The organism is Haloplanus sp. CK5-1 (assembly GCF_037201915.1).
Taxonomy (GTDB): Archaea; Halobacteriota; Halobacteria; order Halobacteriales; family Haloferacaceae; genus Haloplanus; species Haloplanus salilacus.
Genome location: NZ_CP147505.1, coordinates 2,075,503 through 2,097,917 on the forward strand (window position 1 = coordinate 2,075,503; position 22,415 = coordinate 2,097,917).

The following is a 22,415-nucleotide window of genomic DNA, read 5'->3' on the forward strand; positions in this document are numbered from 1 at the left end:
TTCCCCTCACCACGTCAACCCTTCGTACGTGATCCCGTCGCGTCGCTCGACGATCCGCCGGCCGTCGATCACGACGTCGCCGGACATCAGATCGAACTCCAGATCGAGGTCGGCAAAGGCCGGCCAGTCCGTGACGACGAGCGTCGCGACGGCTCCCGAGAGGGTCGGCGACGGCGAGGCGAGCACCTCCACGTCCGGGAACCGCTCGCGGATGGCCGCGGCCGCGCCCTCGTTCGGGTCGTAGGCGACGACCGACGCGCCCCGCTCTTGGAGGCCCTCGATGATCGGGATCGCCCGCGAGTTGCGCACGTCGTCGGTCCCGGGTTTGAACGCGAGGCCGAGGACGGCGACGCGTTCGCCGGAGACGTCGACGTGGCTATCGAGGAGGTCCAACATCCGCTGGGGTTGGCGGTCGTTCACGTCGATTGCCGCCTGCAGGAGCGCAGGGTCGTACCCCTCCTCTCGGGCGGCGGCGACGATGGCGTTGACGTCTTTCGGGAAGCAACTCCCACCAAATCCCACGCCGCTCCGGAGGAACTGCTCGCCGATCCGGTCGTCGAGGCCGATGGCCTCCGCCACCTCGTAGGCGTCGACGCCGTACTCCTTGCAGATGTTCCCGATGTCGTTGACGAGGCTGACCTTCGCGGCGAGGAAGGCGTTGTTGGCGTATTTGATCATCTCCGCCTCGCGGAGCCCGGTCCGGACGACCGAGACGTCGGACTTCTCGAGGAGCGGTGCGTACACCGACTCCAGTGCGTCGAGCGCTCGGTCGTCGTCGGCCCCGAAGACGACCTTATCGGGACTCGTGAAGTCGTCGACGGCGCTCCCCTCGCGCAGGAACTCGGGGTTGGTCGCGAGGCCGAAGTCGACGCCGATCCGCCCGCCGGATTCGAGTTCGAGCGTCGGCCCGATCACGTCCTCGGTCGTCCCCGGGACGACCGTACTCTTGACGACGACGGTCGGGTAGTCCTCGATGTCGCCGAGGACCCCCCCGAGCGATTCGGCGCCGGCCTCGACGACCGCGGTGTCGATGCTCCCGTCGTCGTTCGACGGGGTCGGGAGCGCGAGAAAGATCACGTCGGGACCGAAGTCGACGAGGTCCCCGTAGTCGGTCGTCGCGAAGAGCGACGACCCGGCGTACTGCGAGAGCAAGTCGCCGAGCCCCGGTTCGGAGATCGGCGCGTCCCCCTCGTTCAGCCGTCGGACGATCGACTCGTCCACGTCGACGTTCATGACCTCGTGGCCGAGGTCGGCGAAACAGGCCGCGACCGTCGTCCCGACGTAGCCGCTACCGACGATACCCAGTTTCATCACCTCTCCCGTGTTGCGGCGTGGCAAAGAGGATTCGGATACGCGGGCGGCCGATTACCGACCGTCCGCACCGTCCGCCGGGCCGTCTGCGGGTGCGTCCACCCCGAACTCGTCGACGAGGGCGTCGAGTCGCTCCGGATCGTCCGTTCCGGGGAGCGGCCGCTCCGCCGTTCGGCACGGGGCAGAGACGCCGAGGCGGTCACAGACCAGATCCGCCGTCGCCTCGGCCATCTTCCGGTAGGTGGTGAGTTTGCCGCCGACGGCGGTGACGAACCCCTCGACGCCGTCCGCAGCGTGGTCGAGGACGGCGAAGCCACGCGAGATGCTCCGCCCGTCGCCCCGCTTTTCGGGCGCGTACAGGGGTCGGACGCCCCAGTAGGTCCGCCACACCGCCGCCTCGGCGCCCCCCGGCCACATCGCCGCACACTCGGCGACGACCCGGTCGACCTCCGCGGCCGACGCCTCGACGTCGTCGGGGTCGTCGACGGCGACGCTCGTGGTGCCGAGCACCGCCTCACCGGCCCGCGGGACGACGATGTCGCCGTCCGCGGGCGGCCGACACCGGTTCAGTACGGCGTCCGGGCCGTCCCCGCCGTCGACGGCGACCATCACCCCACTGGTGGGCGCCATCGGCACGTCGACGCCGGCGAGGGCGGCACACGCCCCCGCCCACGCTCCCGTCGCGTTCACCACTAGGTCGGCCTCGACGGTGGCGTCGAGGCGGCCGCCGACGGCGACGCGGCCGACTCCGCCGTCCTCGACCGCTATCGACTCGACCGGCGCGTGGGTGTGGACCGTCGCCCCGGCCGCACGGGCGGCGGCGGCGTTCGCCACGACCAAGCGCGCCGGCGACACCACCCCGTCGGGGACCGCGAGGGCGCGCTCGACGGCCGGGTTCGCCTCGGGAACCCGGTCCCGGAGTTCGTCGCCGTCGAGCGTCTCGACCGCCATGCCGAGGTCTTCACACGCCGCCCGCTTTCGATCGAAGTACGCGGGGTCGTCGCCGTCGAGGCCGAGGAAGTAGCCGCCCGTCTCCTCGATACACCCGGACGCTATCTCGCGTAGAATCCGGTTCTCGGCCAGACACTCGGCGGCGTCGTCGGGGTCGGACTCGGCGTACCGCGCGCCGCTGTGGAGGACGCCGTGTGAGCGCCCGGTCGTCCCGGCGGCGAGCGCCCCCCGCTCGACGAGCGTGGTGTCGACGCCCCGGAGCGCCAGGTCGCGGGCGACGCCGACGCCGGTCGCACCACCGCCGACGACGAGGACCGTCGTATCCATGCCTCCGCGTGTGTGACCCCGCCACTTCACGGCGTCGGTGCCCCCGTCGTTCGCGGGCGACGCTCGCGCCTCGCCCCACCCCGGCGTGCCGTGGCGCGTCGTTTATCACCGCCCCGATGCTGAATCGGGTATGGTTCCACCGCTCGTCCTCGACATCGACGGGACGCTCACGACGCCGACCGGCGGGATCGACCCGCGCGCCTTCGAGGCCGTGCCGGCGTGGGACGCGCCGGTCGTCTTAGCGACGGGCAAGGCCTTCCCCTACCCGGTCGCGCTCTGTCACTTCCTCGCGATTCCGGAACGCGTGGTCGCGGAGAACGGCGGCGTCGTCTACGCCGACGACGAGGTGACGGTGACGGCGGACGGCGACCGGGTCCGCGAGGCCGCGCGGGCCTTCGTCGACCGCGGCGGCGACTTGGGGTGGGGCGCGGCCGATACGGTCAACCGCTGGCGCGAGACGGAGGTGGCGATCAGCCTCGACGCCGACGAAGCGCTCCTCCGTGACGTCGCAGCCGACTTCGACCTCGAGGTGGTCGATACGGGCTACGCCTACCACCTCAAGACCCCCGCCGTCGAGAAGGGAGCGGGCCTCCGGTCGGTCGCCGAGACGCTCGGCCTCGACCCCGAGGCGTTCGTCGCCGTCGGCGACAGCGAGAACGACGTGTCGACGTTCGAGGCCGCGGGGCGTTCCTTCGCCGTCGCGAACGCCGACGACCGGGCGCGCGCCGCCGCCGACCACGTCACCCAGGGAACACACATGGACGGGACGCTGGAGGCCCTCGCGGCGTGTCGGTAGGTCGCCACACGAGCGTCACGTGCTCCCGGTTTCGGCGTCGCCACCCGCCTCGACCGCCGACACGCACCACGCCGCGAACGGGTCGTGAGCGTCCGCCGCGTCGAACCGCTCGATACAGGGCACGTCGTGTGGGTGCCACTCGACGACCGCCGCCCGCAGGTCGTCGTACCGCTTCTCTACCGTCTTGGCCAGCAGGATCGACTCCTCGTCCTCGTGGACCGCGTCGTCCCAGCGGTAGACGGACTCGCAGGGCACGACGTTGACGCAGGCCGCCAGTCGCTCGTCGACCAGTCGCCGGGCGAGGGTCGCAGCGTCCTCCTGTGGTGCGGTGACGTAGGCGGTTACCGGGTCGGTGGCCATGGTCGCCGTCGGCGGCGCGTTCTGATAACGGTTGTCGGTGTGTCTCTCGCGCCCGTCGACCTCCGGTACCGACTCGGATTCGTCGTTACCCGACAGATTAAGTAATATCGTATTTTATAATTTTTACAAGGAATGGTTAGTAGCACCTACGATCCCAAAGTAGTACGCGTTTCCCGGAAGGGTCAGGCCACGATCCCGAAGCGGTTACGGGAGAAGTTCGGTATCGAGACGCCGGGCGAGGTGTTCGTCTACGAGGAGCGGGGGCGAATCCTCATCGAACCGGTGCCGTCCCCCGACGAACTGCACGGAATCCACGCCGCCGAACACGAACGCGGCGACGTGTTGGAGCGGGTTCGCGATCTGAAAGAGGCCGAAAAACGACGGGAAGCGGAGCGTGTCGACCGGTTCCGTCCGTCCGAGGACGAATGAGCGGGGGGTACGTCTTCGACACGGAGGCGATCATCGCATTTCTCTACAACGAACCGGGGCATGAAACCGTGGCCTCCCTCCTCGATGACGTCTTCGTCGGTGCGTGTGAGGGGGTTCTCACCGAAACGAATGCGAGCGAGGTGTTCTATCTCGTCGCCCGGTTCGAGGGAGTAGACGATACGCCGACGGACACTTCGTTTCGGGAAGCCGACCGAGATATCCGGGCACTCGAACGGCAGGGGTTGCGTATCGAATCGGCCGATTGGCGACTAGCGGCCGAGGTCAAGAGCGACGGCAGCATCTCTCTCGCCGATGCGTACGCTGTGGCGCTCGCTCACGAGCGTGAGGCGACCCTCGTCGCCGGCGCGGACGACGACTTCGACGAACTACCGCTCGATGTCGACCTGCGGCGGTTTCGGGCGGACGGCGCGTGACCGCGCCCGAAACTGCCGCGTCATCACGCACGGCCGTCACGCGTCGGCGTCGACGCCGTCGGACTCGATGGGGACGAACGTGCCGTTGATATCCCACTCGTGGATGCAGTACACGTTCCCGACGCGCCGGTCGTCGTTTGCGACGGCGACGCGCCACGTCCCAGTCGCGTCGTTCCACACCTCCCGTCGGCCACACGCCTCGCACTCCCGCTCGGTCGGTTTCCGGATGGTGATGTCCATATCCGTGCTACCGCACGACGGGGATTTAATCCTAACTCACCCGGCGCGCGGTCTTTACATCGCCCGCCCGATAGCTCCTGCATGGGCTTTCACACGTTCGAAACCGACCGGGCCGACGAACTCGAGGACGCGGCCGAGCGGTATCGCTTCTGCTCGCGCGAGGAACTCCACGCCCTCGTCGGCCCCCACGACGGCATGACGCTCGCGGACGTCGGGAGCGGGACCGGCTTCTACACCGACGCCCTCGCCCCCCACGCCGGGGCGGTGTACGCCGTCGACGTCCAGTCGGCGATGCACGACCGCTACCGCGAGAAGGGCGTCCCCGACTCGGTCGAACTCGTCGAGGCCGGGGCCGGCGACCTCCCGTTCGACGCCGGCGCCCTCGACGCCGTCGTCTCCACGATGACGTTCCACGAGTTCGCCGACCCCGACGCGCTGACCGAGGTGGCGCGGGTTCTCCGCCCCGGCGGCCGCCTCGTCACGGTCGACTGGGACCGCGACGGCGCGGGCGCCGCCGGACCGCCGCGGGCGGAGACCTACTCTCTCGGCGACGCCGTCTCGCTCCAGACCGACGCCGGCTTCGCGGTCGAACGCGCCGAGACGCGCCCCGAGACGTACGTCACGGTCGCCCGCCTCGACTAGGCGTCCGTGTCGGTGTCCGTTGCCAACCCGCCGGTGTACCGCTCCAATCCGAGGACGGCGACGGCCCCGACGACAGCCGCGAGCGCGAAGGCGAGCGCCGCGTCGGCGGTCCACCCGACCGACAGGTCCCGCCCGGCCTCGACGACCGGCGCGCGCAACCCGCCGACGACGAGGCTCACGAGGAAGGAGAGCGTCGCGGCGCGGTACCGCTCCAGCGCCCAGCGGACGGCGTGGGCGACGGTGAACAGGCCGACGACCGCCCCGGCGACGAACGCGACGACGGTCCGACCGGGGTCGACCACCGCCGTCACGCTCCCGCCCACCGCGAGACCGAGAAGCGCGTCGACGAAGGCCGTCAGTCGGTCGACGAGGAACTCGTACTGCCCGAGGATGACGAGGATGAGCGACCCCGAGATGCCGGGCAGGACCATGGCGCTGATGGCGACGGCACCGACGGCGACGACGACGGGCGTCGTCGAGGGGAGCGCCGCGGCGGCCTGTCCGCCGGCGACGAAGGCGAGGAGGAACCCGCCGACCGCCGCACCAACCCGGCCCGGCGTATCGAGGCTGACCTCCGAGGAGAGGACGACCGCAGACGCGGCGATCAATCCGAAAAAGAAGCCGAAGGTTGCGACAGGGTCGGACCCGAGGGCGATGTGGAGGACCCGCGTCGCCACGACGACGGCGGTGACGATGCCGCCGCCGAGTGCGCCGAGAAAGAGGCCGTCGACCTCGCGGAACGCCTCGCGGGCGTCGGCCCACCGGCCCGGTAGGGGCGCGGCGAGGACGCGTCGGATCCGCCCCGGCGTGACCGCGGTGATCGCACCGATCAGTCGCTCGTAGACGCCGACGACGAGCGCGATGGTGCCGCCCGAGACGCCCGGCACCGCGTCGGCTGCCCCCATGCAGATCCCCTTCAGGTAGACGACGACGATGGGGTGGAGGCGTCGCATCCGGCGTCAGTTCTCCGATCGGGCGACGGCCGCCGCGGTCGGGGCATCGTGCGACGACGCGGTCGGGCCGGCCGTGGTGTCGTCGCCGGTGTCACCCGAAGCGCCCGTCGCTCCGGTGGGTCGCGTCTCGGTCGGTTCGATCGGTTCGATCGACTCCGACGACTCGTTCCCGCCGCCGAGGGAGATGTTCTGGAGCGGGTTGGTCTCTTCGAGCGTCACCTCACGCTCGCCGGAGACGTCGCCGTTGACCCGCCCCTCCTCGATCTGGATCTCGGACTGGTACTGGACGATCGACCCGTTGTCGTTGGCGAGCGACGACTGGATCATGTACGGCCCGGCGGCCCGGACGCTCACGTTGGTGTAGCCGTTCTCGGGCCCGTACTCGTCGTAGCCGGTCGTGGCGTACGGGAGCGTCATCGAGAGCTCCCCGTCCTCGTTCGTCCTCGTCTCTTGGGTGTAGCTGAACGTCTCGTTCGTCGCCGGAACGCGCATCGGCACCGTCGCCCGGACCGAGATGTTCGCGGGGAGTCCGTCGGCCGTGACCGTCGCACCGGGCACCTTCTCGAAGGTCTTCACCCACGACGGCTCGTAGAGCGTCTGGCTGGACGGCGGGACACCCGTCACCGCGAACTCTTGGCGTTGGAGACGCTGGTACCGTCCGGACTGGTTGACGGCCGAGGACTCGCTCACTTTCACCAGCCGGTAGTGCTCCAGTGCGGGCACGCGCTCCGACGGATAGTGGCCGACGCCGCCCACTTGGGCGGTTCCGTCCTCCTCGACGTAGGTTCGTGCGGCCGACAGGTTACCGAACTGCCGAACCATCGACTGATCCTCGCCTTGCGGTCCGGTTCGGACGGTGAGTTCCTCACCGCTCTGTGTCTGGACCCGTCGCTCCTCCCAGTCGACGACGATAGGTTCGGGATCCATGCTACTCCCGTGGTAGGCGTATAGCCGAACCATCTGACTCTCGTAGTAGCGCTGGGTGCGCAACTGGAACGCCCCACGGAGGTTGCTGGTGTACACCGGTCCGTAGAAGTCCGACGACGAGACGTCCGACTCGTCGTAGAACGTCACCGGCGCGCCGAACTTGGACTGGGGGTGGACCATCTGCCAGTCGACCATCACGTATCGCGTCCCGGCGGCCTCCTCGTCGCGTTCACCGAGGGCGTCCTGTGCGGCCGACTCGTTGGGGGCGAGCAGGTAGTTCGCCGCGTCGGTCGCGCCCTGCTGGAACGGGTTGGCGTTCGGAATGCGCTCGCTCTGTAGGGTGATCCAGTGCCCGTAGTCCCACCACGACTGCACGCCGTAGGCCCCGGCCGGGTAGTCGTAGTCGTCGGTTCGGTCGTAGGTGCCGTAGTACTCCATCCCGTTGCTCGCTCCGCCGAACGTCCCGGGGGCAGGGGTGTTCGACTCCATCCACTCGAGCGAGCCCTCCCACTCCGTGACCGCGCCGATGCCGGCCTGTTGGCCCGCCTGCCACGCGGTGTCGCTCCGGTCTATCTGCGGGTTGCCGGTGCCGCGAACGCTCATCGGGACGAGCAACACCGGCGTGATGATCAGCATCGCGGCCGCGAGCACCGCGATGACTTGGTATCCCTTCAAGTCGCGGACCGTATCGAGCGTGCCGGAGCGCAAGTCGAGATACGAGAGGATCTGGCCGATCAGGTAGGCGTTCGCGACGGCGACGATGGGCGCGAGGTAGTAGTTGAACCGCACCTGCGTGAACGCCGCCGACGTGATGAAGGCCGCCCAGATCACGAACAGGAGTTTCTCCGCGTCGTAGTTCGTCTGGAGGGTCGCCCCGAACAGGATCAGCGCCACCAGCGCGACGCCGATGAGTTCGGAGACGATACCCAGGCTGTCGGCCAGCGCCCGGAAGGGGCCGGGGACGAGGAAGAGTAAGCCCAGAACGAAGAGGCTCCCGACCGCGTAGCCGACCCGTTCGGTCTCGCCGTCGCGCACCAGCGGTTTCGCGATCAGCCAGATGATGGCTACGACGCCGGTGAAGAGGGCAAAGCCGTAGTCTGCCATGATGCGCCCGGTGGCGGTCATGCGGTTCCGTTCGAGGATGTCCGGGGCGAGGTAGGGTTGGGCCTCGGAGATGGTCCGGAGTCCCGCGGTGGCGCTGAAGCCAATGAATCGGAGGGCATTGTTCTGGATCGTCCCGAACAGCGACGGGAGGACGACGGCCACGACGGCGGCGGCGGCGGCGAGGATTCCCACGACGGCCGCGGGGTAGTACGAGCGGTCGATATCGCGGTCGTCGAACACCCGCGCCAACCCGGCCATGAACGCCGCGCCGCCGGCGACGCCGGTCGCGACGGCGGGCTGGAGGAGGCCGAAGTCCGTCGGACTGAAGCTCATCTCCTCGAACTTGAGAAGCATCAGGATCGCCGCGACCACCATCGAGACGACGCCGACGAACGCGACCGGTTCGGGGGTCCCGCCGGTGGTGTAGTCGCTGACGAGTTGGTAGATGAGATACGTCCCGAAGATGCCGACCAGCAGGACGCCCGGCGGCCACACCCACATGTAGAGGGCGACGGCGACGCCCGCGAGCGCGCTCCACAGGAAGGGTTCGCGGAGCGCCTCCACGTCGCGGTCGAGGACGAGTTCCCAGATGGGTTTCTCCCGGACTGCGACCCCGACCGCGACCATCAGCGCCAGCACCGCGATCGTCTGGAAGAGCGGTTCGGCGATGTTGTGGTCGGCGAAGCCGACGAGGCTCCGCTGGAGGAACTGTCCCGGGAGGAGGAGGAGGACGACGGCCCCGAAGAGGCCGGCGACCCGTCCCGCGAGGCGCTTCCCGACGGCGTACGTCGGGAGTGCGACCAGCGCCCCGAACACCGCAGGGGCGACCAGCAGCGTCTTGGCGATCAGCTCTCCCGAGGGACTCCCGAGGCCGACGACCAGCGCCGCGGTGGCGATCAACTGGTCGTACAGCGTCCCGAACTGTGCCGCGTGGGTCCCGTACGGGAAGTTCGTCCACGGGTCGAACGGCATCGTGAACGGCCAGTTCTGCACCGCGTACTCGACCTGACGGAGGTGGTACCAGGCGTCGTTGCCGGAGAAGTACACCTCGCCGTCCCGGACGAACGTGTCGTACTCTTGGAGGCGAATGGCGAGCATCCCCGCGACGACGGCGACGAGCGCGGGGACGTGATACCAGTCGAAAAAGAGGTCTGCGACGGAGGAGGACCCCTGACTCTGATCGTCGCTCATTGGCCGAACGGACTGGGATTACGGGCATAAACCTTGTTATCTGTCGGTGGTCGGAACGGATTTGCGTCCCGAACTGCCGCCGTCTCACGGCGTCGGAGTCAACGAAAACGCTTATTCGCGGCTCGGCGGTACGTCGGGTCGATGCAGGTGTCGGTCGTCGTCTGTACGTACGCGATGGATCGGTACGACGCGTTCACCGAGGCCGTCGAGAGCGTCCTCGCACAGACGTACGACCCCATCGAGGTCGTCCTCGTCGTCGACGGGAACCCCGAAGTCTACGAGCGCGTACGCGAAGACTTCTGTGAACGCGAGCATGTCGTCTGCCACAACAACGACGAGAACCGGGGAATCTCCTACTCGCGGACGAAGGGGGCTGAGCTTGCGAGCGGCGACATCGTTGCGTTCATCGACGACGACGCGGCGGCGGAGCCGGACTGGGTGTCGAATCTGGTCGACATCTACGAGAACACCGACGCGATTGCAGTTGGCGGGGACGTGAAGCCGGACTGGCAGACTGAGAAACCGGACTTCTTCCCGGAGGAGTTCTACTGGCTGGTTGGCTGCGTGGAGCCCGGATTCGCTGAGGATGGCGAGGAAGTCCGGAACACGTATGGGTCGAACATCTCCTACCGGCGGGAGCAGTTTCTGGAAGTCGGTGGCTACGACCCGAATACCGGGCGAAAGGGCGACAAGCACCTACAGGCGCATGAGGCGCCCGTTGGGATTCGGCTATTGAAGGAGTACGGGAAAGGGATGGTGTTCACCGAGGACGCCGTGGTTCATCACAAGCTCTTCGACTACCGCGGGGAGTTCGGGTGGTTGGTATCGCGGTCGTTCTGGCAGGGGTACTCCAAGCGCGTGATGGACTTGTTGTATCCAGATGCGCCCGACGACAAGAGCGCGTATCTTAAGCAGCTGTTGACGCACTTCGTCCCGAAACGCGTGAAGGAGCTAGTTCGGTCGCCATCGAGAGCTGAAGTGAAGCAGCTGCTCTCGATTTTCGTGTTCACGGGGGCTGTCGGGCTCGGGTACCTGTACGCGATTCTGACCCCGAACGTCGTGGAGAAGGCTAACGCTTAGGATTCCGCTTCAAGCGAATCTTCAGTGTCCCGTTTCTCTTGAAGGCGTTTCTCAGCTTCGTCACGGTCCTCCGGGTAACCAATATCAATACGCCATCCCTCCAAACCAATAGCGTCGATCGTCCGGCCCGAATGAATGAGTAGATCGATAGCGTCGCTAATCTCGTACTCATCCCGACCGGATGGTTGTACGAGCTTGCAAGCGTGGAAAATTGCTGGTGTAAACGTATAGAATCCGGTCATCACGAGATTCGAGGGTGGGTCGTCCGGTTTTTCGATGACTTCTTCGATTTCACCATACTTGTTCGTGTCACAGACACCGTATCGTGATGCCTCCTCGTAGGGAACCTCCTCAACTAGGAACGCTGCGTCTGCACGGTCTTCCTTCTGGCGCCGGACGACATCGTCAAGATTCGCGGAGAAGACGTTGTCCCCGAGCATTAGCATGAAGTCGTGGTCAATATGTTCCTCCGCACAGAGAAGGGCGTGAGCGAGCCCCTTCTGTTCGCGCTGATGTGTATACGTAATTGGGATTCCTTCGAACTCATCGCCGTAGTGGCTGATAATATCCTGTTTTCGATAGCCGACGACGACGACGAGTTTTTCGGCGCCGAGCTCGACGAGCTGTTCAAAACAGTGTGTAAGAATCGGTTTCCCCGCGACTTCGACCATCCCTTTCGGTTTATTTTCCGTGAGTGGACGAAGTCGTGTGCCCTCTCCAGCGGCAAGAACTACTGCTTGCATACTCTCGGATAGAGAAGCCGGAGGTAAATAGGTTTCAGTAGAATCCAACTGATATCCTATATAAGTCAATTATCTTGTTTCATCGTCTGTAACTGCAGTCAACACCTCCACACCGGTTTCTTCATCCTCAAATTCGGAATTAATAATATTATATCCTCGTTCAGTCAACAATCCACTAACTCGATCACGCGTCGCGTTAAATTGTGGATGGACTTCAACGATAATAGCTCTCGGTTGGTAGGATAGTTCTTCGAGTATCTCTATCTCTGCGCCTTCACAATCCAATTCAAGAACATCAGATTCAGGAAGGTCAGATGGACTTATTGTGGCCGCATCCTTTGCCCCGTCTCGGTAGACATGCTTTGCTGGGCCAACAAGAGCGTGATGAATGTCAGTGATACTGCTTACCTTTGAAAGGGAAAGAGTAAACTCGATCTCGGCGACCTGAGCTGCATTCGCCTCATAGACATCAACAGATGTTCCCCTTCGAGCGGCGTGAACAGCCGTTACGCCCCAACCACCGCCAACCACAGTAACGTCATCTGTTGGTTTAACTATGTTAGTCACCGCATTAACTAGTGAATCCTCATAGTTGGGAAAATTCACTTGTTGATCAAATAGACGAGGGGCTCTACGTGGGACAGAATTATAAACACCTAATTTTCTCGGAAGTATATCTCGAATTGTGTTGTCGTAAATCTGTGATATCACGCTCATATAGGAGTTAAGAGGGGTGAGGTATAAAAAACATCTAAGTGATAGTCTGAGAGGTATTTGACTGGGCAAATACCACTCAGACCTATTCCTTTTTTATTTCCTCATTTATAATGTTGATGAGGCCTTTAGCTGTATCTTCTGTCCAAAACCGCCAGCTTGAGACAGTCTTAATAGCTTCCTGAGACATCTGGTAAATCTCACTTGGATTTTCCGCAATATTCGAAAGGATTATTCCCCATTCATTTGGTGACCCCGCTAAAAACCCATTATCCCGGTTCCGAATAAGATATTTGACTAAACTGACAGGAGTGGCGACTACAGGTACCCCAAGCGCGAGACATTCGACAATAGATGTAAATCCGCCCTTAGACCGAGTCCACTCATCGTCTCGAAGCGGTCTCAAACCGATATCAACCTCTGCAAGGTCTGCTAATGCCGAGTCAAGAGTCCACTCAACATATTCTACGTCTTCGCCTTCTCTGTCTTTGAACGGACGAATCGGAAGCGTACCTGCGGTAATAATCCGAAGAGACAAGTTATCGTGACGTTCTAATACCTCGGATATTTCCCTCTCAACATCAGATAGGTAGTGAAGATTTTCCGGATTCCCGACCCACCCTAGTAATATCGAGTCTTCGTCTAAATCGCTGATATTTTGATGCTGCTCGTACTTCTTGCGCGGGATTCCAGTATGCAGGCACTTCACTTCGTCAGTATACTGCCGAGCATACTCTACCAGTTCCCGGCTTCCGGCGATGGTCAAGTCGCTTTTCTCAATCAGAGTGTTGTGCTGGCGAATATCATCCTGGCCTACGTCTTTACCAGGTGGTGCGAGATGAATCGCATCATCAAAGTCATAAATTAGAGTCGAAGATATTTTAGACAAAATCTGAGTAAACCATGTTGGAAACCTAATCTTTTGTACGAATACAATATCGTTCCGCAGCACCTTCCACAAGATGTTTGACGCAAAGGTAGACCGCATCCATAAGCCATCTAATCCACTCTTGAACTGTGGAACTGCTATTGATTCAGTCGAAATCCCGGCCTCCTCGAGATGGGGGAGAAGTTCGTAGACGCGTAAACGAGAACTGGCTTGCGTTCGATCCCCAGCTGTAATAAATAGAGCGTCCATATTACATGAGAAGTGGCTCCTTTATATAAACGCTATGTGGATTCCGCATTTATTTAATCGAGCACCTGCTGAGTAGAGTATAACAATCCGATGGGTTCCGAAATCCAGAAAGAAAAGTTGGTAGTCTATACTGCTATCTTCGGCGATTATGATATTCTCATGGAACCAAAAGGAGTGCCTGATGAAGTCGATCTAGTCTGTTTCACGGATAACCCAAACCTTCAGACCAACAAGTGGGAAATCCGCGTCGTCAGCGAGGAACTGACACCCGCGATGAGCAATCGTAAAATCAAGATTCTCCCGCATCGGTATCTCTCAGACTACGACTACAGCATCTACATTGATGGAAACGTTCATATTGTCGACGACGTGAGCGAGCTTGCGTCAAAATACCTATCAAAATACCCGCTCGTTGTACCACCCCATCCCAAACGAGACTGTGTATACGACGAAGCGGAGGTATGTATTCAATCGGGGAAAGCTGACGAGAAGCCGATGCGAGAGATGATGAATCGGTACTCCGCGGACGGATTCCCTCAAAATTTCGGCCTGTCCGAAAACAACGTTATTCTGCGTGAACACCACGATGATGACGTACAGAGCTTGATGAATGAATGGTGGGAGGAAGTTCGCAACGGACCAGGTCGTGACCAGCTTTCACTTCCCTACGTGCTCTGGAGGAATGAGCACAAACTCCACAAATTGGACTTCATCCCTCGAACCCATGGCCAATATTTTATATTCTACCCACACAGAGAGTCAGGAACCAAACTATTCTGGATTCCGTATATTCGGATAACAACTAGGTTTAGCAAGCCTGTTGAGCGACGAGTTGCGGGACTCATCGGCGACGCCGTACATGCTCAACGAAGTGGTGGAATTAGCGAACTGGCAAACAAAACTGTTAGGATTCTTTTGGAGAAGGTCTCTCCGCAATAGAAATTCCGTGCTGTGACAGAACATCCTTGTAAATATTCATAATTCTGGCACCGATATTCTCCCAGCTAATTTCTCGGACCGTCTCACGGCCATTTGAGCGACCGCCATCCCGAATTACCTCAATCAGGCCTTCCACAAGCTCTTCTTCATTTGAACCTACTGCAGAAGGAAAAACGTCAACGAGGCGTTCTTCAACGTCACCAACATTCGTAGACACAACCGGGATATTGCATGCTAGCGCTTCCTTGACGGTGTTGGGTGACCCTTCGTGCCGAGAGGTTAGTAGCAAGGCATCTGCAGCATTCATGTAGTAAACCATCTTCTCATGAGGAACTCCTGATAAAGAGTGTAGTGTGATTTCTTGGCCTAACCTCTCACTTGCGGCCTCGACGATGGATTCTGCGAGGGGAAACCGTTTACGCTCGTACTCTGGTGAATACGGAAATAGAACGTGGTAACCTTCTTGATCCCAGCCTGCTTCTTCTCGCGCTTCATCTCTATCAATCGGATAGAATTTATCCATATCTATCCCACTGGGGAGAATATAGGCGTCCGAATGCCCGAGCAGCCCTTTCATCTCTTCACTGCGAACTGTAACTGCGTCACATCTCCAGGCGAATAATTTCGTGATAGCTCCATCTAGCCCAACGACGTCCGATCCCCAGAGAGTCAAAACAACCGGAATATCGGACAACATCACCGCGTGTGGTGCTGTCAGGCCATAGTTTGCGTGTACAATATCGTAGTCTCCCTGTTTGAGTTCTGAGCGCACCTGAAATAGGAAGCGGATATATTCACTTGGCCCACGCTGGTTTCCCATATTTCCATCAATTTGTTCCTGACCGGGAACAACAAGAACTGTACAATTGACGCCACGTTCTCTCAGAGACTCGATCTGCTGATCGAAGAAAACTTCCTCAGATGTCGTCAGATGAAGAACGCTGAGCTCGTCTCGTACACTCATTCTCTGTTGTCGATTTCGACGCTGGTTGAGGTATGTTCTTCGATTTGAAAACCCGTGGTCGGATGATAGAGGAATTCACACCGGCTGGTGAGGGAAATATATACCGTACGGAGAGGGTCTAAACCATTCTGTCCAGCTAATCGAAATATAGAAGTTTTACTACTACGTTAGTCTTTTTTATGGATGTTCTAGTAACTGGAGGTGCCGGCTTCATCGGCTCCCATCTCGCAGCTCGCCTTCTTCAAGAGAACCATCATGTAGTTATTTTAGATAATCTTGACCCATATTATGACTTGGATTTGAAAAAAAGAAACCTGGGCCGATGCCGCCAAATATCGGAAAAGAATTTGGATTTCGTTGAGGGTTCTATCACTGACTCGACGCTTGTTTCAGATGTGCTCTCCGAACATAATATTGATGTTATATACCATGAGGCCGCGAAGGCTGGCGTCCGGTCAAGCGTAGAGAACCCGATCGCCTATGAAACGAATAATGTTGAAGGGACACTGAAGATCCTTCAGGCCGCTGAGAAACACGACGTAAACCGTCTAATCCACGCATCCTCGTCCTCTGTATATGGGGTCCCGGACTACCTTCCATACGACGAAGAACACCCAAACCGACCTAAAAGCCCCTACGCAGTTACTAAACTTTCAAGCGAGCACTATTGCAACGTATTTAATGATTTGCATAATATATCAACAATAAATCTCCGCCACTTTACTGTTTATGGCCCGCGTATGCGGCCCAATATGGCCATTTCGAATTTTGTGTCCCGCTGTCTCAACGGCCAACCCCCAATTATCTATGGCGACGGCAAACAAACACGTGATTTCACATACATTAGTGATATCGTCGATGCTAATCTATCCCTTCTTAATTCGGATACTGCCGATGGAGAGACGATGAATATTGGCTCAAATGACAACATCTCGATTTGGGAACTTGCTGAGTACGTTGTAGAAGAAACAGGAGCGGACGTAGAGATTGTCCACAAACCAGCGAAGGAAGCGGATTCTCGCCATACACACGCAGATATTTCAAAAGCACAAGATAACATCGGATACGAACCAAGTTACGATATCAGGGAAGGCGTTCGGCAGTTCATTAACTGGTACGAATCAAATCGTGAGTGGTACGAACCCCTCGTGATGAAATCCTGACGAACCCCCATTATGCTCGTTAATTTCTCCTCTAAAATACCCTTTTGTACATCGTATTCAGATATAGTTTCTCACGCTATCAAAATCCAATCTCAACACCCGTAACCATATGAGATCTGAGTACGTGATTCCGAATTGTAATGGCTCAAATTAACGGTGTGAGAGTTCGCGATCTACAAGTGAACGCTGACGAACGCGGTCATCTTGTCGAAGTATTTCGTGAGGACTGGGACGAGTACGATCCCGAGCCCGCGATGTCCTACTATTCAATGACGTATCCGGGTATAACGCGCGCCTGGCACCGCCATCACCGTGGCCAAATTGATCACTTTGTCTGTCCAAAGGGACGCATCAAGGTCGGCGTCTACGACGACCGTGAAGATTCACAAACTCAGGGCGAACTAAATACCTTCGTTATTGGTGAGCACAATCAGAAAGTGATTCGCATTCCGGGAGAGTGCTGGCATGGATTCAAAGCAATTGGTGAGGACCCTGCGTTCCTTATTAACTTCCCGTCGAACCTCTACGACTACGAGGACCCCGATGAGGAACGCCTCCCATACGATACAGACAAAATACCTTTGGACTGGGACAAGGAACCGAGCGGGTAGGTAATGAAAGGAGTACTTCTCTCGGGGGGAACCGGCTCGCGGCTTCGCCCAATCACGCACACTGGCCCGAAGCAGCTCGTACCGGTCGCGAACAAACCCGTCCTCGAGTACGCTATTGAGGACCTCAAGGCAGCCGGCATCACCGAGATTGGCGTCATTCTCGGGAACAAGGGCCGCGAGGAAATCCAAGAGCTTCTGGGTGACGGCTCGCAGTACGGCGTCGATATCACGTACATCGTCCAGGGGAACCCGCTCGGGCTCGCGCACGCAGCGGGCTGTGCGCGGGACTTCGTCGGTGACGATGACTTCGTAATGTACCTCGGTGATAACATCCTCAAGTCCGGCGTTACCGAACTCGTCGAGAGCTTCGAAGCCGGTGACTATGGTGCGGGCATCGCGCTCCAGGAAGTCGAGAATCCGCAGGCGTTCGGAATCGCGGACATCGACGATGAGGGCAACGTCACCCAGCTCATCGAGAAGCCGGACCACCCACCAACGAATCTCGCGCTCATTGGCATGTACGTGTTCTCGCCGGCGGTCTTCGATGCGATTGACGACCTCGAACCGTCCTGGCGGGGCGAACTCGAGATTACGGATGCGATTCAGGACTTGCTCGAGGACGGCTACGAGATCGACTCGCACGTCGTGACGGGCTGGTGGAAGGATACCGGGAAACCCGAGGACATCCTCGAAGCCAACCGCCTAGTCCTTGAGGACAAGGAGCTGACAACCGCGGGCGTTATCGAGGATGGCGCGACGACCGACGGCCGCATTGAGCTCGCCGAGTCCGCAGTTATTGAGGATGGCGCGGTTGTCCGTGGGCCGGTTTCGATTGCGGAGAACACGACTATCAAAAGCGGGACGTACATCGGGCCATACACGTCAGTTGGCGCGAACTCTACGCTGGAGAACATTCACCTTGAGAATAGCGTGGTTATCGGCGATTCGACGATTACTGCTTCCGGCCGCATCGTTGACAGTCTCCTCGGCCGGAATGCGGACGTCGAGAGTGCCGACAACCTCCTTCCTGAAGGCCGGCGACTCGTCGTCGGTGAGAACTCCCAACTCAAACTCTAAGAATGCGTATCATCACTCACACCTGTCCGGCCTGTGGGACCGTCGTCGCGGCGAACGAACTTGAGGACAACCGCGTCATGAAGTGTCCAGGACTGGGCTGCCAGGAAGTTCTGGAGTTCGCGGACCTCCCCGAGGATGCCCGCAAGCACTTTCTCGAACACCGCGAGCGCTACCAGCTCTAACCCAGAGCGTTCCAGACAGCGTCGACGTCCTCGCGCAACGTCGGCTGCTCGCGTCCAAGTTCCTCCGCTACCTTCCCGACGTCCAGACAGCTGTACGTCGGGCGTGCCGCAGCCCGATCGATGTCCTCAGTCGAGCCGGCTTGCAGCAAGTTCGAATTGGCACCGACGTGTGCAGACAGCACTTCGCCGAACTCGTAGGGTGTGACACACGAACTGCACGCGACGTGGTACAACCCACTCGACGCCTGTTCAACGAGGGTGAGAACCGTCTGTGCGGCCTGTCCGGCGCGTGTTGGTGTCACCAACTGATCCGTAAACAAGGGAACGGCTTCGCTCGCCTGCAATTGCTCACGCACCCACGCGGGAAAGCCACTGAGAGTGCCAGTGCTGCGGTGAATCCCCCAGACGAACGACAGTCGCGGTAGCAGCGCCGTCTCCATCGCGTCCTGTACTGCTCGTTCGCCCGCGAGCTTCGATTCGCCGTACACCTGTACTGGATTCGGGTCCGCCGTCTCGCTATACGGGTCTCGTGCTGTCCCGTCGAAGACGTAGTCCGTTGAAACGTGGACAAAGTCAATCCCGGCCTGCTCACAGCGAGCAGCCATTCCGGCCGGCGCCTCACTGTTGATGACGTGAGCCGCCTCGGGATTCCGCTCGCAGCCGTCCACGTCCGTCATGGCCGCACAGTTGACGACAACGTCCGGACCGTGCTCGTTGATGACGTCGTCGAACGTGCTGTATTCTTGGAGGTTAAATTGTGTCAGTGGGACGTCGAAGTTGGGGCGTGTCGAGTGGTAGGTACCGCTGACCGCCCAGCCGCGTTGCTGGCCCGCGCGAACCACGTTACTGCCAAGGAGACCGTTTGCGCCGACGACGAGCAGCCGCATACCATAAACTTCCATCAGTAAGGTAAATAGGTGCCGCCACCGAGACCGTAGTATGCAAATTCTCGTCACTGGCGGCGCCGGATTTATCGGCTCAAATTTCGTGCACTATCTTCTCGACGAGCACAAAGACGATGACATCGTCACGCTCGACGCCCTAACGTACGCAGGCTCTCGAGACAACTTGGATGGCGTGCTCGATCATCCGCGCCACGAGTTTATTGAGGGCGACATTCGAGACCGTGATCTCGTTACCGAACTCGTCGCTGATGCCGATGCCGTTGTCAACTTCGCTGCCGAGTCCCACGTCGACCGTTCCATCGAAGGGGCGGAACCGTTCGTTTCGACGAACGTTCAAGGGACACAGACGCTGCTTGATGCAGCCAACGACGAAGGCGTCGAACGGTTCCTCCAGATTTCGACCGACGAAGTATACGGCCAAGTGCTCGATGGCAAATTCTCCGAAGAGGACCCGCTCAACCCGCGGAATCCCTATGCGGCAACGAAAGCTGGCGCGGATTTACTCGCGCAAAGTTATGAGACGACTCACGATCTCCCTGTGGTTATTACGCGGACCTGCAACAACTTCGGCCCTCGCCAGCACCCGGAGAAGCTCATCCCGAAGTTCATTCAGAATGCCGCCAACGGTGACCCTCTTCCTGTCTACGGTGACGGCTCGAACGTCCGCGAATGGATCTACGTCGAGGACAACTGCCGCGCACTTGACCTCGTACTCCGCGAGGGCGACGTTGGCGAAGTCTACAATATCGGTAGCCACGCCGAGAAAACGAATCTCGAAGTCACCGAAGCCATCCTCGATGCAGTCGGCGCGTCCGAAGACCTCATCGAATTCGTTGAAGACCGCGCTGGCCACGACCAACGGTATGCACTTGACACCAGCAAGATCGAAGCACTCGGCTGGGAACCCACCTACACCTTCCAGGAAGCACTTGACCGTACCGTCGATTACTACCGTGAATAAATATTCAGCAGAATATAGGAGTGTCAAACATATGTTTAGAGAGGGATGTTATGCTTAACTGTCGTTCGGAATTCTTTCGATATGGACAGTAAAGACCCGAAATAGATTGCCGCGCCGATACCAACGAGGAATATTATAACAGAGAGAGAGGACCCAAAGAGAGCACGCCCAACAAATACGGCGACAGCCATAATCATCGCTGATAGACACTGCTTAGAAATTTCTTTGATAGGTATATCTATACTGATTACTTTATTAGCGTAATAATATGAGAGTAGAAGCCCTAAACCCGCGGAGACCGTCGTTGCTACTGCTGCACCGTACCAACCGAACTGCCACGTAAGGACGACATTTAATCCAATATTTACTGCGGCGAATGCGGCATTAATGTGGAACGTCAGGTTGGGGTAATCAAGAGCGTTAATTGTATTCAGAAATTGACCCATATATCCGTACAGCAGACGCGCAAAGGTAAGGACGAGCAAGATATAGTAACCAGCGTCAAAGCCAGAACCGTAGATAGTTAATACGACATCACCAACAAGCGCTGCTCCGACCATCCCAGGAATGATAAATAGCCCCGAATATGCGAGACTTACTTCCAGAAGGTCCGATATCTCGTTCTCTGAACCTCCTGCTGAAGATATCTTACTCATCTCAGGGAATAGGGTTCGAGAAATAGACGCGCCAAATGTAGCGAATAAAGATGCAAGATTCCACGCAATTTCATAGACTGCGACGAGGCTATGAGAGACGAAGACAGCTAGAATTAGCGTATCCATCGACAAAAACGTCCGCCCTTTGATTGACCCGAGCCAAGAAAACTGGGCGTATTCTTTCAACCGAGAGAATTCCTGACGCGATGGGCGCGTCCGTGGAATTGTGATGAAATACGCGCCAATAATAGTTGCTACTATTGTACCAACAACGTAACCAGCGAATGCGCCAGCAAGTCCGAACCCAGAAAGGACAAGCGTGACCTGAACGATGCTTCGGCTCGTCCACTGAACGGGGGACAAAATACTAGATACATGTACAAGATGTTGACCATCTAGAACGGTCCGAACGAATCCGTATGCAAGTCGACCGGCTAGCATTATAATAATGACCCACGTCGCCATGACCTCCATAAAGTCGTTGAGGTATGGTTGGGCCACCAAAAGGCAAACAGCAACAAAACTGTACATCCCAAACTGTACAATTGCTCCAGAAAGTACGTAATTCCCCTCTCCGGACTCACTAACGCGTTTCTTGACTGCTTGTGGCAACCCAAACTCTCCTGCTAAGGACACCCATGAGAGTACTGATAACACGACAACGTACGTCCCGTACCTGCTCTGGCCGAGCGTCCGTGTTAGGACGATTGTCGCAATAAAACCCGCGAGAGAAACCGCTAGTTGCGACAAAAAATTCACCATCGAAGTACGGCCGTATTTCATGAGAGGTCACGCGGGGATACGCGGATACAGGGGGTTTCAACTGCCACCGTATCAATACCGCGCTTCTCAACGATGGAGTGCTTAGAGACGGGTCCTTACGCCCACCAGCGCGAACAGTTGGGCCTCGCTCACACCCTAGACGGCCGAGCCCCATTCGAGATGACTTTATACTCATGCTCGGAGACAACGTCTTTCAGGCGAACCTTGGCGACGTCACCAACCGGCAAGCCGAGGACCGAGCCGACGCCGCGTTCCTCGTCGAGGAGGTGCCATGGGAGGAGGCGAGCCGGTACGGCGTCTGTGACACCAACGAGTACGGCGATATCATACGCGTCGTCGAGAAGCCCGACGACCGCGCTTGAACCTGGTGATGACCGGCTTCTACACGTTCACGCCGGCCATCTTCCATACCTGTCACCTGGTCCAGCCGTCGGATCGCGGCGAGTACGAACTTCCTGATGCCATCGACCTGTTGATCCAGAGTGGGCGGACCATCGACGCGATCCGGATGGATGGCTGGCGGATCGACGTGGGGTATCCGGAGGACCGTGATGAAGCCGAGCGGCGACTCACCGAGACTGCGAAATCCTCTGGGAAGACGGATGACACGACCGCTGAAATCGACTAACTAATTTATAAAAGAGTGGGAGTCTGCGCTGTGACCCGGCGGGCTACGCACCGCTGTGGTATCTGGTCCGTGAACGCGGCATTTGTCGTTAGTTTGAAATTATTCTGTCGGTGTAACCTGAAGTGACTTCACCCTCTCCAGCATTTCCCAGCCGGTAGTTACTGGAAATCTGGTTCCGACGAGTTCCAAGTGCTGCCTGTCGAATT

General features: G+C 59.4%; 23 protein-coding genes and 1 pseudogene. 12 read left to right on the plus strand and 12 right to left on the minus strand.

Annotated elements, in window-relative coordinates; genetic code table 11:
• Window positions 1–6: 6 nt before the first annotated feature.
• Both aglM and NBT81_RS10980 read right to left on the minus strand, forming a co-directional pair.
• Window positions 7–1,311 (minus strand): UDP-glucose 6-dehydrogenase AglM, encoded by a 1,305-nt coding sequence (aglM, locus tag NBT81_RS10975; protein WP_338738456.1) that lies wholly within the window; start codon window positions 1,309–1,311, stop codon window positions 7–9.
• Between the two features lie 54 nt (window positions 1,312–1,365).
• Window positions 1,366–2,589 carry an FAD-dependent oxidoreductase gene (locus NBT81_RS10980; protein WP_338738458.1) on the minus strand — a complete coding sequence of 408 codons (1,224 nt, stop codon included), beginning with the start codon at window positions 2,587–2,589 and terminating at the stop codon, window positions 1,366–1,368.
• Between the two features lie 130 nt (window positions 2,590–2,719).
• On the opposite strand from NBT81_RS10980, the gene NBT81_RS10985 reads away from it, so the two are divergent.
• Entirely contained in the window at window positions 2,720–3,385 is a 666-nt protein-coding gene (locus NBT81_RS10985) for a phosphoglycolate phosphatase (protein WP_338738459.1), read from the plus strand.
• A 15-nt stretch (window positions 3,386–3,400) separates the two neighbouring features.
• Here NBT81_RS10985 and cutA read toward each other — a convergent pair whose 3' ends face one another.
• Window positions 3,401–3,745 (minus strand): divalent-cation tolerance protein CutA, encoded by a 345-nt coding sequence (cutA, locus tag NBT81_RS10990; protein ID WP_338738461.1) that lies wholly within the window; start codon window positions 3,743–3,745, stop codon window positions 3,401–3,403.
• A 132-nt stretch (window positions 3,746–3,877) separates the two neighbouring features.
• On the opposite strand from cutA, the gene NBT81_RS10995 reads away from it, so the two are divergent.
• Window positions 3,878–4,174, plus strand: a complete 297-nt coding sequence (locus NBT81_RS10995) for an AbrB/MazE/SpoVT family DNA-binding domain-containing protein (protein ID WP_338738463.1) — start codon at window positions 3,878–3,880, stop codon at window positions 4,172–4,174.
• On the plus strand, window positions 4,171–4,608 hold the full coding sequence (locus tag NBT81_RS11000; RefSeq protein ID WP_338738465.1) for a PIN domain-containing protein: 438 nt from the start codon (window positions 4,171–4,173) through the stop codon (window positions 4,606–4,608). Before NBT81_RS10995 ends, NBT81_RS11000 begins: the two co-directional genes overlap by 4 nt.
• Window positions 4,609–4,644: 36 nt before the next feature.
• On the opposite strand, the gene NBT81_RS11005 is transcribed toward NBT81_RS11000, so the two are convergent.
• The gene (locus tag NBT81_RS11005; protein WP_338738467.1) at window positions 4,645–4,848 is read right to left on the minus strand and encodes an HEWD family protein; all 204 of its coding nucleotides are present in this window, start codon (window positions 4,846–4,848) and stop codon (window positions 4,645–4,647) included.
• 81 nt (window positions 4,849–4,929) lie between these two features.
• Between NBT81_RS11005 and NBT81_RS11010 the strand changes: the two genes are divergently transcribed.
• The gene (locus NBT81_RS11010) at window positions 4,930–5,490 is read left to right on the plus strand and encodes a class I SAM-dependent methyltransferase (protein ID WP_338738469.1); all 561 of its coding nucleotides are present in this window, start codon (window positions 4,930–4,932) and stop codon (window positions 5,488–5,490) included.
• Here NBT81_RS11010 and NBT81_RS11015 read toward each other — a convergent pair.
• Window positions 5,487–6,443, minus strand: coding sequence for a DUF368 domain-containing protein (locus NBT81_RS11015; protein WP_338738472.1), 957 nt, complete (start codon window positions 6,441–6,443; stop codon window positions 5,487–5,489). The two genes, NBT81_RS11010 and NBT81_RS11015, sit on opposite strands and share 4 nt — an antisense overlap.
• A gap of 6 nt (window positions 6,444–6,449) precedes the next feature.
• Entirely contained in the window at window positions 6,450–9,665 is a 3,216-nt protein-coding gene (locus tag NBT81_RS11020; RefSeq protein ID WP_338738474.1) for an oligosaccharyl transferase, archaeosortase A system-associated, read from the minus strand.
• A 141-nt stretch (window positions 9,666–9,806) separates the two neighbouring features.
• Here NBT81_RS11020 and aglG point away from each other — a divergent pair, with 141 nt between their 5' ends.
• On the plus strand, window positions 9,807–10,745 hold the full coding sequence (gene aglG / locus NBT81_RS11025) for a glucosyl-dolichyl phosphate glucuronosyltransferase (RefSeq protein WP_338738476.1): 939 nt from the start codon (window positions 9,807–9,809) through the stop codon (window positions 10,743–10,745).
• Here the strand turns inward: aglG and aglF are convergent.
• The 3 genes from aglF to NBT81_RS11040 all read right to left on the minus strand — a co-directional run bounded on the left by aglF (window position 10,742) and on the right by NBT81_RS11040 (window position 13,340).
• Window positions 10,742–11,488 (minus strand): UTP--glucose-1-phosphate uridylyltransferase AglF, encoded by a 747-nt coding sequence (gene aglF / locus NBT81_RS11030; RefSeq protein WP_338738478.1) that lies wholly within the window; start codon window positions 11,486–11,488, stop codon window positions 10,742–10,744. The genes aglG and aglF overlap by 4 nt on opposite strands.
• A gap of 69 nt (window positions 11,489–11,557) precedes the next feature.
• Window positions 11,558–12,205: a hypothetical protein gene (locus NBT81_RS11035; RefSeq protein WP_338738480.1), complete on the minus strand. Its 648-nt coding sequence runs from the start codon at window positions 12,203–12,205 to the stop codon at window positions 11,558–11,560.
• 82 nt (window positions 12,206–12,287) lie between these two features.
• A complete protein-coding gene (locus tag NBT81_RS11040; protein WP_338738482.1) occupies window positions 12,288–13,340 on the minus strand; it encodes a glycosyltransferase in 1,053 nt (350 codons plus the stop codon).
• A gap of 90 nt (window positions 13,341–13,430) precedes the next feature.
• Between NBT81_RS11040 and NBT81_RS11045 the strand changes: the two genes are divergently transcribed.
• Window positions 13,431–14,279 (plus strand): glycosyltransferase domain-containing protein, encoded by an 849-nt coding sequence (locus tag NBT81_RS11045; protein WP_338738484.1) that lies wholly within the window; start codon window positions 13,431–13,433, stop codon window positions 14,277–14,279.
• Here the strand turns inward: NBT81_RS11045 and NBT81_RS11050 are convergent.
• Entirely contained in the window at window positions 14,245–15,243 is a 999-nt protein-coding gene (locus tag NBT81_RS11050) for a glycosyltransferase (RefSeq protein WP_338738486.1), read from the minus strand. The two genes, NBT81_RS11045 and NBT81_RS11050, sit on opposite strands and share 35 nt — an antisense overlap.
• Before the next feature lie 179 nt (window positions 15,244–15,422).
• On the opposite strand from NBT81_RS11050, the gene NBT81_RS11055 reads away from it, so the two are divergent.
• The 4 genes from NBT81_RS11055 to NBT81_RS11070 all read left to right on the plus strand — a co-directional run bounded on the left by NBT81_RS11055 (window position 15,423) and on the right by NBT81_RS11070 (window position 18,276).
• Window positions 15,423–16,406: a GDP-mannose 4,6-dehydratase gene (locus NBT81_RS11055; RefSeq protein ID WP_338738488.1), complete on the plus strand. Its 984-nt coding sequence runs from the start codon at window positions 15,423–15,425 to the stop codon at window positions 16,404–16,406.
• Window positions 16,407–16,546: 140 nt separating this feature from the next.
• On the plus strand, window positions 16,547–17,017 hold the full coding sequence (locus NBT81_RS11060; protein ID WP_338738490.1) for a dTDP-4-dehydrorhamnose 3,5-epimerase family protein: 471 nt from the start codon (window positions 16,547–16,549) through the stop codon (window positions 17,015–17,017).
• Between the two features lie 3 nt (window positions 17,018–17,020).
• A complete protein-coding gene (locus NBT81_RS11065; protein WP_338738492.1) occupies window positions 17,021–18,094 on the plus strand; it encodes a glucose-1-phosphate thymidylyltransferase in 1,074 nt (357 codons plus the stop codon).
• A gap of 2 nt (window positions 18,095–18,096) precedes the next feature.
• On the plus strand, window positions 18,097–18,276 hold the full coding sequence (locus tag NBT81_RS11070; RefSeq protein ID WP_338738494.1) for a hypothetical protein: 180 nt from the start codon (window positions 18,097–18,099) through the stop codon (window positions 18,274–18,276).
• On the opposite strand, the gene rfbD is transcribed toward NBT81_RS11070, so the two are convergent.
• Complete coding sequence (gene rfbD / locus NBT81_RS11075) at window positions 18,273–19,163, minus strand: dTDP-4-dehydrorhamnose reductase (protein WP_338738496.1); 891 nt, start codon at window positions 19,161–19,163, stop codon at window positions 18,273–18,275. The genes NBT81_RS11070 and rfbD overlap by 4 nt on opposite strands.
• Before the next feature lie 52 nt (window positions 19,164–19,215).
• Between rfbD and rfbB the strand changes: the two genes are divergently transcribed.
• Window positions 19,216–20,142, plus strand: coding sequence for a dTDP-glucose 4,6-dehydratase (gene rfbB, locus NBT81_RS11080; RefSeq protein WP_338738498.1), 927 nt, complete (start codon window positions 19,216–19,218; stop codon window positions 20,140–20,142).
• A 35-nt stretch (window positions 20,143–20,177) separates the two neighbouring features.
• On the opposite strand, the gene NBT81_RS11085 is transcribed toward rfbB, so the two are convergent.
• Window positions 20,178–21,560 (minus strand): polysaccharide biosynthesis C-terminal domain-containing protein, encoded by a 1,383-nt coding sequence (locus tag NBT81_RS11085; protein ID WP_425498787.1) that lies wholly within the window; start codon window positions 21,558–21,560, stop codon window positions 20,178–20,180.
• 117 nt (window positions 21,561–21,677) lie between these two features.
• Between NBT81_RS11085 and NBT81_RS11090 the strand changes: the two are divergent.
• Window positions 21,678–22,209 (plus strand): annotated as a pseudogene (locus NBT81_RS11090) (sugar phosphate nucleotidyltransferase); the annotation flags it as partial.
• Between the last annotated feature and the right edge of the window lie 206 nt (window positions 22,210–22,415).